This window comes from Paraburkholderia piptadeniae, from assembly GCF_900007165.1.
GTDB classification, from domain to species: Bacteria; Pseudomonadota; Gammaproteobacteria; order Burkholderiales; family Burkholderiaceae; genus Paraburkholderia; species Paraburkholderia piptadeniae.
Map to the genome: position 1 here is coordinate 1 of NZ_CYGY02000078.1, position 9,995 is coordinate 9,995.

Sequence of the window (9,995 nt, forward strand, 5' to 3'; positions counted from 1 at the left end):
AACAAGCGGAGCCACCTCTCGCCTCGCGCTTTGCCGCGCGCCATCGAAGTTAAGCCTGTAAGGTCCGTAGCGAGCATAGAGTCAGCCGGGACGCCGGAGCCTACGCCAGTTGCGGGATGCAAGGATACGCTTAACGGTGAATACGCGCCTGGCGACGGATACAACCATTGCGACCGTTATGTCATGTGCCTATTCTGCTCCAGCTTCGCCGTCGTCGGGACGCCTGAGGAGTTGTGGCGGCTGTTTAGCTTTCAGGCGTTCGCGCAGGAGGAACTAAACTACCTCGATACTACGCCGGGGGGCGAGCGAACAAACGACGAAATGTTAGAAGACCTCCGTGACCGCTATCGCATCGCGATCCCCTACATCGATAGCTTCACGCAGCGTCAGTTTCCTGGCGGCATTATCAACGAAGCTCGCAAAATGCTGCAACGTGGGCTGCATCCTTTCTGGGTACACCAGATGAAGCTGAGCCGTCACGGACGCCTGCCTTTAAACGGAAGCGATACGACCATTGTCGGAGAGTCGTATGCCCAATAGACAGCTATCTGAGCCCCACAGTAGGCGGGACAAGGCATTAGCGGAGCCAAGAAAGACAAAGCCCAAGAAGGGCGAAGCATCCAGCGGCACCGGTTCGACGAAGCGACGATCGTCAGTTATAGATAAGCCGCTAATCCGCGAACGGCCGCGAGCATCCAAGCTCCTTGCTTCCCAACCTGTCAGTTTGGCAGGGCTAACGCAGGCGGAACGGAACTCAATTGTTGTGACTGCAGTGTCCGACGGACGAGGGGGAGAGTACGCGGTAAGTTTTTTTGGTGACCCAGAATGGAATTTGTTTCCGGAACAGGTGACCAAGAATAGAACGAAGTCGCATCTCACAATTAAATGGCCAACCGACGTTCCCCGTGCACTGTTGAACGATGTCAAGGCAGCTTTATATTGCGCACTCCGTCGTGGACCGCACGGCAAACCATGGGGGGCAAACTCCTTGGTTGTGCCCGCAAAATCAATGCCTCATTTACTTAGACACCTAACGTCTTTGGGTATAACCGACTTCAGTCAGGTACGCGCACTGCATCTGTCAGATTATATTTCAGAGTCCAAGCGCACGGTCGCGCCAGACGCCGTCAGGAAAAGAGTTGAAATTGTCGAACTTATCTGGCACTTCCCCAAGGACGTACTGCATCCTCTCGTCGAGCATCCTTGGGGCGGCGAAAAACTCTTTCGTGCGTGCGGGCGTGACGGTGCTGAAACTGATGGGCCGACCGGCCGTACCGGCAAGACGCCTGTAATTCCCCGCCAGGTGCAGCGTGATCTCTTTGCGTACTGCGAAGCACGCCTTGATGAAGCGGAGATGCTCTTTCAGATGCGAGATAGCGGAAAGTATGGACCAAATGCCTCTCAGCTAATTGCAGTCCGCGACGCAGTCCTGTACCTCACTCAGGTGACGTCGGGAATGCGCAACTCCGAAAGTGTGGACCTGACCAACAATTGCTGGCGAACCGAAGTCCGGAATGAGGTGTCATTTCACTGGGTGCGAACTAAGGAAACCAAAACAGGGAGGGGAGTAGTCGATTTCCTCGTCCCGCCGGAAGCGCTACGGGCTCTCGCAATCTTACAGCGTTACGCCGGGCCGTTGCAGGCACGTCTGTTAGAGGAGGCTCATTGGCTCGAAGTGCAGTTGCAACAGAGAGCAATCGGAGACGGCTTTATCGAAGGCGGCGTGACAGTTCCGGAGGCGGTAGAGCGACTCAACCATGTTCGCGAAATTGGGCAGCACCTGTTTTTGTCTCTCGATAAGACTCACTCGGATCACCTCGGCACTGGCTCACGCGTAGAGGTGATGAGCGTGCTGGCTTGTTGCAGTCAGCTAAGAGTCTTAGCTCGTGCTGCGGGCTGTGAATGGAAGTTGGCCAACTATCAATGTCGTCGCACGTTTTCCTATAACGTGGCTAACTCGCGCTTGGGACGCATGGGGCTAGTGTTCCTAAAATGGCAATTGAAGCACTCCACAATGTCGTGGACGCAGCTTTACGCCTCTAACCCATACCAAGATCTCGGTTTGTACCGCGAGATGGAAGCTGAGCAAATTGAGGCACGCCTAGGGTTGATCGAAGGTTGGATGCAGTCCGACGCCCCCCTTAGTGGAGGAGCGGGACGAAAGATTCTCCGAACCCGCGCTACGCCGGTCAGACACTCAAGAGACCTGCTGCAATATACGGCCGAAGCAGTTGAGATCCGAAATACTGGTCATGCATGGTGCCTTAGTGGTACTCGGATTTGTCAAGGGCAAGGCGTGTACGAGCCTATGAACTGTGCTGGATGCTCGCAGGCCGTAATTGATAGCGACCAGGCTACCACATGGCAGATGATTCACCTTGAGAATCTGCGCTTGGCAGCCGTAACCGACTGTGGGCCCGCCGTGGTCCAGAAGGCTCAGCGCGCAATACGGCGCTCTGAAGAGGTTCTGAGGGACCTTCATGTACCGCTACCGTCCGATAGCCAGATAGAAGTATATGAAAAGGCGCGGAGACACTCGTGAATAGAGACACTTACACGCGGCGTTCTCGACCGCGGAACCGTGCGGCCACGCAGCAGCAGTTGTATCTTGCGATTTCACGTGTCAAGCAAAAGGGCCTGGGATTGAGCATCACGGCGGTAGCCGCTGAGGCGGGAGTCAGCGCGAGCCTTATCCATAACACTTATCCGGATATCGCCGAAGAAATCCGAGCGCGGATTGGCCGTGCCATGCGCGAGCAGCGCGATGCGAAGGCGGCCGAATTGGACAAAGCCCGTGCCGATTTACGTGAATTGCGGAATCAACTTCGCGTTGCCAAAGATGATCTGGCTAGATTGGCATCGGTTAACGAGACGTTAAGCGACGAGATCGCCTGCCTACGCGGCCAGATATCCGGAAGAGTGCGTGTTTTGCCTCGTCGGGATAATGCTTAGTGGCTGCAAAAACACGTTGCGCAGCTCTAGCGTAATTACTCGGATGGGATATCAAAAAACAAGAAATGGTCCACCTCGCCCGATTGATACTTTCTTGGCGTCAAGCCCAGATACGGTCCGATGTCAGTGACGCGACCGAATCGATCCGGATTGTCGACTGCAGCAGCGAATGCTACCGCTGTCGTCGCACTGACACCCGGGACTGTCATCAGACGGCGGCAGACATCGCTGGCCCGAGCGATTCGCTGAAGCGCGTGATCGGTTTCGCGGACCTGCCTGTCGATATGTCTCCAGCTCTTGAGCAGGATGCCAATCACACCATGGATCAGCGATGTCGAGGGCGTATGCTGTTCGACAAGCCTCTCGAATGTGCTGCGCGTACCGGGAGCCAGCACAACACCGAATTTCTTGAGCACACCACGCTCTTGACCTCGACAGGGCGATACCAGCCACTGCACGTGAGTTGTGCAATCCCATGAGCGTCTTTGCTGTCGGTCTTGTTTAACTGCGTTGCAAGCGCAGCGTGTACATGGCGGGCATGAACGCAATCAACTGGAACGCCCCTGTCTCGCAGTCCGTGGTAGAACCGCACCGCAGGTGGACCCGTTTCCATTCCGACGCGCCGCGCTTCTGGAGCCCGTTGCCGGATAATTTCGTCAATAGCCTGCGGATTCGATGCTGCTGTTACACGCCAGACGGTATTGCCGTCCGTGTCGACTACGCAAAAAGCAGTCGACTTCTGCGATACATCGAGACCCATATAAATCCAGCACCGGCGGATCAGACACGACGAGTTCCGGTGTGGAATGTATAGATTGTCAATTTGAACCACTGCGATCACTCACCGCTGTTACTGTCACTTGTCTCCGAAGATTTCCAGTAACTGTGCGCGCAGAACATTCGTCACCCGATCGACATCTTTCGAAGTGAATCGGTCCATGTAGGCGACGGTCAACAATGTAAGCGGGTGGATTCCAAGCACTCCCGCTAACTTCTCGATCTTTCCAAGTGTGGGCGATTTCAGACCGCGTTCGATCGTACTTATGTACGTCCGACTGGAGATCAACCCAAAATCCTCCTGCGTGACATTGACTATTTCGCGAAGTCGCTTCAGTGCGTTGCCGAACTCGGCCTCGGAGCGCATGCAAGTCCTCCCATAAAGGACTTGATGTACTCATTTCGAACATTAAAGAGCTACAATCTATAGTGTTCATTTGTTACCATCAGCGATTTCCAATGTGCGACGTAGCCGGGCAGGATGCGACTGCCAAAGGCCACGTAGCGAAGATATCCCGTTGCAGGCACCGCGTATCCACGGGAACGGGCGGCGGGTGCACTGTACGATAGGATGTGAGTTAGTTACCAAGGAAGATGGATGTTAGTGACGGATGCGACTTGGGCCGAGCGTGACCCGTTCAAACAGCAACTTGCGACGCCCCTCCAGGCGTGGGACTGCGTCGTGTGGACAGACGAGCCCCTGACTTTTCTGGTGGTCGCGTCCTCCAAACGACGGGGTGATGCGTCGCTGCCGACTGGATGGCTATTAGCTGGTCCCGAAGTATTGCTCGAGGCGGTTTCGGAATGCCAGCGGGATAGCTTCCTCGTCTACGTACTGGATCGAGCCACCGATGGTATCGGCCTACATCTTTACCAGGTCGCCGGCATTTGGCGGGAGCGAGAAACAAACGCAGGCGACGAACCCTGGAGATGGTATTCGACCAGTCAAGGTGAACTGAGACCGTGCACACGAATTCGGCGCTATCTCGCATCGCCACCAGAACTGGTAAGCGAGCGGAGCTTTGATACTGTCGCTACCAACCAGCATGTTTAACGCTTTCAGAACATGCTAAGCCAGCGGATTCCCGTCTTGATTGCGCCCGTATCACTGCAATTCGACGGTCGCTTGCGATAGCGTCTTATCCTAAATGCGCCCCTAGGGAATCGCTGATTTATCAGGCTCGGCCGTCATCGCAGACGTAGCCGAGGACGTTGTAGCAGGACGCTCACGGAACGGACCCATAGTGATGAAGCGGCAGATCAGCTTTGCAGAAGCGGAAAGTGCTGGCAAGAAGCGAGTGACCAAACGCCAGCGCTTCCTGGCAGAGATGGAAAAGGTCGTGCCGTGGTCGCGTTTGCTGTCTGCGATCGAGCCGTACTACCCGAAGGGCAAGCGGGGCCGTCCGCCGGTTGGTTTGGAGCGGATGCTTCGCATCTACTTTCTGCAGCAGTGGTACGGCCTGTCGGACGAAGGTCTGGAAGACGCGCTGTACGACAGCATCGCGATGCGTGCCTTCACCGGCATCGATCTGGCTGTTGAGGACGTGCCGGATGCGACCACGCTGTTGAAGTTCCGGCGCCTGCTGGTTGACCATGATCTGACGCGCAAGTTGTTCGACGAGATCGGCATTTCGTTGTGCGAGCGCGGGTTGATGATGAAGGAAGGTACGCTGGTTGATGCGACGATCATCGAAGCGCCGCCGTCGACCAAAAACGCCGAGAAGAGCCGCGACCCGGAGATGCATCAGGCCAAGAAAGGTAACCAATGGCGTGTGTCACGAACCTGAGCGCAAGCTTGGGATGCTGTACTGAAGATGGAAGGAGGCCTTCCGGAGTCGGCTTGCAGGAGCAGACTTCAAACCGCCCGGTGCTGCTGCGTTCAAAAGGCGTGGTGGTGAGCGACTGTGGAAAAGTCACCCGCCGAGGGTGGCAGGTACGTATTGAGAAGATGAGCGAAAGCAAACCGTCCGATGACGCATCGTTATGCCCAAAGGCGCTGTCGAAACTGAGGTAGACCATTGGCTTCAGGACAAATCGGGACGATACCTGCTTACGGGCCCGATGGCAGCCGGTGTATAGGCGGCATGATCTCAATACAGGCTTTGGTACGGAACGTGAGAACCTTGTTCCAGATGCGAAGGGAAATGACAAATGGCAGAAACCATGAGGAAGAATACCGATGCTGGACCAAGGGGCGGAGTCACCCGTAGTAGCGTGGAAGCGCCTGTAATGGGTGTGGAGCGAAGGGGTGACGTTATCCTGCCGATAAACGTTGTCAACCTACGGGGATGAACAACGTGATTGCGGCGAAACCTTATAGCATTGCGAAACGCACAGTATGGGAGGCATACCAGCAGGTCAAGGCCAACCGTGGGGCTGCAGGCATCGACGATGAAACCATCGCCGAGTTCGAGCAGAACCTGTCGAAGAATCTGTACAAGCTGTGGAACCGGATGTCGTCGGGATCATACCTGCCACCCCCGGTCAAGCAGGTGGAGATTCCCAAAGCATCGGGAGGCACGAGAAAGCTGGGTGTGCCCACGGTCACGGACCGTGTCGCGCAGACCGTGGTCAAACTTATCATCGAGCCGGATCTCGACGCGATCTTCCATTCGGACTCTTATGGGTATCGGCCAGGACGATCAGCGAAGCAGGCCGTCGCAATTACTCGCGAACGCTGTTGGCGATACGACTGGGTGGTGGAGTTTGATATCAAGGCGGCCTTCGATCAAATCGATCACGGGCTGCTGATGAAGGCGGTGCGCGCCCACATCAAGGAAAACTGGATTCTTCTGTACATCGAGCGGTGGCTGGTCGCACCGTTCGAGACGGAGGAAGGCACGCGTATACCACGGGAGCGCGGCACACCGCAGGGCGGGGTGGTCAGTCCTATCTTGATGAACCTGTTCATGCACTATGCATTCGACAATTGGATGCAACGCAACAGTCCAAACTGCCCGTTTGCCCGCTATGCAGACGACGCGGTGGTTCACTGCCGTAGCCAAAAGCAGGCGGAATACGTGATGCGGTCCATCGCATCACGGCTGGCGGACTGTGGGCTGACGATGCATCCCGAGAAATCGAAGGTCGTGTATTGCAAGGACAGCAATCGTACCGAGAACCATCCGCATGTCAGCTTTACGTTCCTCGGCTTCACTTTCCGGCCGCGGAAAGCGTATAGCCAGCACAACAGGCTATTTACCAGCTTCCTTCCGGGAGCTAGCAAGGACGCCTTGAAGCGGATGCGGCAGACTGTGCGAAGGTGGCGGCTCAATAGACAGACCCATGTCACGCTTGCCGACCTAGCGATGCTATACAACCCAGTGATACAAGGATGGTGGAACTACTATGGTGCGTTTTACCAGACGGCCATGCTTCGCTTCTTTCAGCACATCGATCGTGCGCTTGAACGTTGGGCGCGGCGAAAGTACAAGGCTCTTCACGGTCGCCATCGACGCAGTGTGGAGTGGGTGCGCAAGATGCAGGTCGCCAGCCCAACGTTGTTCCATCATTGGCGTGTCGCCGGATCGAAGGTTGGATAACGGGAGCCGTATGACGCGAGAGTGTCACGTACGGTTCTGCGAGAGGCTCGGGGTGGGACTCCCCGGGCCTACTCACCACTTTGGCATGAAGGCCCACATCGGGGTCGACGCCGATTCGGGACTGGTGCATAGCGTGGTGGGCACGGCGGCCAACGTATCGGATGTTTCGCAGGCCCACGCCCTGCTGCACGGGCATGAAGAGGAAGCGTTTGGCGACGCGGGTTACATCGGCGTGGACAAACGCGAGGAAATGAAGGGCAAGCCGGTGAAATGGCATGTGGCGGCCAAGCGCGGAAAGATCAAGGCGATGCAGGACGGTCCGCTGAAGGATCTGGTGACCGCCGTCGAGCGAACCAAGGCACAAATCCGCGCTCGGGTCGAGCATCCGTTTCATATCGTCAAGAACCTGTTCCGTCATCGCAAGGTGCGCTACAAGGGCCTGGCCAAGAACACGGCGCAACTGTTCAGTCTGTTCGCGTTGGCGAACCTGGTGATCGCGCGAAACCGATTGCACTCGGTTCATGGGAGCAGTCCGTCATGTGTATGAGAAATGCGAGAAATGAGGCGCTTCCCCGTGCAAAACCCACCCGAATTGGCTGTGCTTCACTTCGACATCCGGAATTTCCGCGCCAGCGCCGCCGACAAGCTCGCGGGATGGCCTATTAATCAGCGTTTCCCTAGAAGTGCAGGGCATGCCTTTTAAGGAGTCGGTGCGACAAATGACCACGAATTATCCGGCCATTCCTGATGATTTTCCTCGAGAGCCAGCCAAGGGCGCCGTCGGTGGGTACCAGCCGAAAGTCTTGCTCCGTCGGGCCGGTGATCGGCTTATCTCCGGGCTGACCGATGAAGAGCTATTCAAGCGATACGAAGCGTGCGAAGACCTTGTCCAACAGCTTGCGTCTTACGTGCGCCGGCAACGCGCCGAGAGTCAATCGCAATCGCTGTTCGATACGCTTTCCCGGATCGAAATCGACGCGACCCGGAAAGTAACCTCGGGACAGTGGGACATTTCCCCGGCCGAGATCACTTGGACCATGAAGCGCGTTCGCGAACTGCTGGCAGAAAAGTTGAAAGCTGACGGTACCCCCGGAATGCCAGAGACTTAAGTGACGAAGTGAGGCGGCCATGATCCGAGCCCATGACAAACCGAACACGGATACCCCGACCGACGGCCTTGTGCTCAGCGTAAGCCTGCCTGTCGGCACCGATCCCGCCATCGTGCCTTCCCTGAAACGAGGTTTGGAGGATCTGGTCGTGGCGCTTCTGACGAAAACTCGTTTCGAAGAAGCGGTTTTCAAGCGGGCGGACGATCTTGCTGCCGCGATCACGGGCCTGGGGGCGCCGGTCGCACCCCTGATCGAGGAGCGCATTCGGCGTCAGGAGACCATGCGCGCGGTCTTGACTCGAGGCGAGTGGCTCACGGCGGAGCAAATCAACGAGCTTCAGGCTGTGCCGCCCGCCAACAAGGCGGAGCCCGCCAGCGACTGGAAGCGCCATGGCAGCATATTTAGCGTATCCATCGGCGGCAAGGAATACTTTGCGGGCTATCAGTTCGACATCATGTGCCAGCCGTTGCCGGTCATCAAGGAGATCCTTGATGTACTTGGTCCGATCGCCGATTCATGGAAAATCGCCGCCTGGTTCCATTTCAAGAACGGATGGATTTTGGGTACAGGCGAGCGTGCGGGCCAGCCTGTCGCCCCGATGGATGCGCTTGACCGGCGTGACAGCATCGTTAATGCAGCGAAGCGCATGGACAGGACATACATTGCCTGACCCAGGGCCGAGAGATAGGAATCTAGATTTATGTTTTTGACTTCTGACCTACAGGCCATCCTCCGCCCCTTTTGAAAACAGCCCCACAGCCATGGGGTTTGCAGGATGTCGCTTTCAATGTCGCCGCTGAGACACCGTCGAATGATCTGCGCCTCAAGGCAGAACCGTCTGCCGGCATGGCCCGGAGTGACGTTGTCGGCCGTCGCCGAGATGTGTGGTTGTGGAGATGTGCTCATCCTGCAATTTGCCGCTAGAAAACGTGATTTGTCCCGGGTTGCAATGGTGGAATTCGCGTCGGGCTGCGCCGGCAAAGTGAAGTGCTGTGGGTTGATATCGTCAGGTCCAGATTTCACCGGGTTATTCGCGTGATAACCAGGCAGCGCAGCCTTTCTCGACATGCCGATCCGCCAACGCAGAGGCAATTTGCGCAAGTTTCTCGCGCGCTCCCCGGATGATTGGATCTTCGAGTCGTTCAGCAAGCAACTTGTCAGCCATCGCGTCCGCCAGTATTTTGCGGGCGAGCTGCCCGATCTGCCGACGATTGGGGAGGCCGCGATCTCCGACGCTCGGTCCGCACGCTGTGCGATCCGAGCGCATCTCACGGCGCGTTCCGCCACTGCACGGGCAGCGCGCCCGGCACCTACCGACGGCCCGTCGACGCTGGGTGATACGCCAGGCGGCGAGGCGCGCCTGTCCGCCGTGGCCGAATTTGTCACTACGTGGGCAGGTTTGGACAGCTTGCGCGCGGCATATGCCGGTACGATCGGTTATATCGTCACGGCTTGGCCAGTTCCCTTTCGGGCGTCGTGGCAGTTATCCATCGACCGCTTGGTTGGACGATCACCATGAGCTACACCGCCCCCGTCAAAGACATGCTTTTCGTGCTCAGCGAGCTGAGCGGCATCGAAGACATTGCAAAGTTGCCTGGCTTCGAAGAAGCCGGCC

9 protein-coding genes and 4 pseudogenes are annotated in these 9,995 nt (G+C 56.9%); 10 read left to right on the top strand and 3 right to left on the bottom strand.

Annotated features, from left to right (window positions below; translation table 11 throughout):
- From BN2476_RS45920 to BN2476_RS36405, 3 genes and pseudogenes are all read left to right on the top strand, one after another.
- A pseudogene (locus BN2476_RS45920) lies at nucleotides 1–540 on the top strand (hypothetical protein); the annotation flags it as partial.
- A gap of 469 nt (nucleotides 541–1,009) precedes the next feature.
- Complete coding sequence (locus BN2476_RS36400) at nucleotides 1,010–2,542, top strand: site-specific integrase (protein ID WP_235851115.1); 1,533 nt, start codon at nucleotides 1,010–1,012, stop codon at nucleotides 2,540–2,542.
- Nucleotides 2,539–2,952, top strand: a complete 414-nt coding sequence (locus BN2476_RS36405) for a TetR family transcriptional regulator (RefSeq protein ID WP_173819708.1) — start codon at nucleotides 2,539–2,541, stop codon at nucleotides 2,950–2,952. The genes BN2476_RS36400 and BN2476_RS36405 overlap by 4 nt, the downstream gene beginning before the upstream one ends.
- A gap of 65 nt (nucleotides 2,953–3,017) precedes the next feature.
- Here BN2476_RS36405 and BN2476_RS49985 read toward each other — a convergent pair.
- The 3 genes and pseudogenes from BN2476_RS49985 to BN2476_RS36420 all read right to left on the bottom strand — a co-directional run.
- Nucleotides 3,018–3,197, bottom strand: a pseudogene (locus BN2476_RS49985) (transposase); the annotation flags it as partial.
- 80 nt (nucleotides 3,198–3,277) lie between these two features.
- A complete protein-coding gene (locus BN2476_RS49800; protein ID WP_087739044.1) occupies nucleotides 3,278–3,712 on the bottom strand; it encodes an IS110 family transposase in 435 nt (144 codons plus the stop codon).
- Between the two features lie 96 nt (nucleotides 3,713–3,808).
- Nucleotides 3,809–4,096, bottom strand: coding sequence for a helix-turn-helix domain-containing protein (locus BN2476_RS36420; protein WP_087739045.1), 288 nt, complete (start codon nucleotides 4,094–4,096; stop codon nucleotides 3,809–3,811).
- An 880-nt stretch (nucleotides 4,097–4,976) separates the two neighbouring features.
- On the opposite strand from BN2476_RS36420, the pseudogene BN2476_RS36425 reads away from it, so the two are divergent.
- The 7 genes and pseudogenes from BN2476_RS36425 to BN2476_RS36455 form a co-directional block, all read left to right on the top strand.
- Nucleotides 4,977–5,498, top strand: a pseudogene (locus BN2476_RS36425) (IS5 family transposase); the annotation flags it as partial.
- Between the two features lie 519 nt (nucleotides 5,499–6,017).
- On the top strand, nucleotides 6,018–7,271 hold the full coding sequence (gene ltrA, locus BN2476_RS36430) for a group II intron reverse transcriptase/maturase (protein WP_087739046.1): 1,254 nt from the start codon (nucleotides 6,018–6,020) through the stop codon (nucleotides 7,269–7,271).
- A gap of 64 nt (nucleotides 7,272–7,335) precedes the next feature.
- Nucleotides 7,336–7,818: pseudogene (locus BN2476_RS36435) on the top strand (IS5 family transposase); the annotation flags it as partial.
- A gap of 172 nt (nucleotides 7,819–7,990) precedes the next feature.
- Nucleotides 7,991–8,380, top strand: a complete 390-nt coding sequence (locus BN2476_RS36440) for a hypothetical protein (RefSeq protein ID WP_087739049.1) — start codon at nucleotides 7,991–7,993, stop codon at nucleotides 8,378–8,380.
- 19 nt (nucleotides 8,381–8,399) lie between these two features.
- Nucleotides 8,400–9,050, top strand: coding sequence for a hypothetical protein (locus tag BN2476_RS36445; RefSeq protein WP_087739047.1), 651 nt, complete (start codon nucleotides 8,400–8,402; stop codon nucleotides 9,048–9,050).
- Between the two features lie 396 nt (nucleotides 9,051–9,446).
- Nucleotides 9,447–9,899, top strand: a complete 453-nt coding sequence (locus BN2476_RS49990; RefSeq protein ID WP_438942930.1) for a hypothetical protein — start codon at nucleotides 9,447–9,449, stop codon at nucleotides 9,897–9,899.
- On the top strand, nucleotides 9,896–9,995 hold a 100-nt coding region (locus BN2476_RS36455; protein WP_143810968.1), incomplete at its 3' end, for an acyl-CoA dehydrogenase N-terminal domain-containing protein. The genes BN2476_RS49990 and BN2476_RS36455, both read left to right, overlap by 4 nt.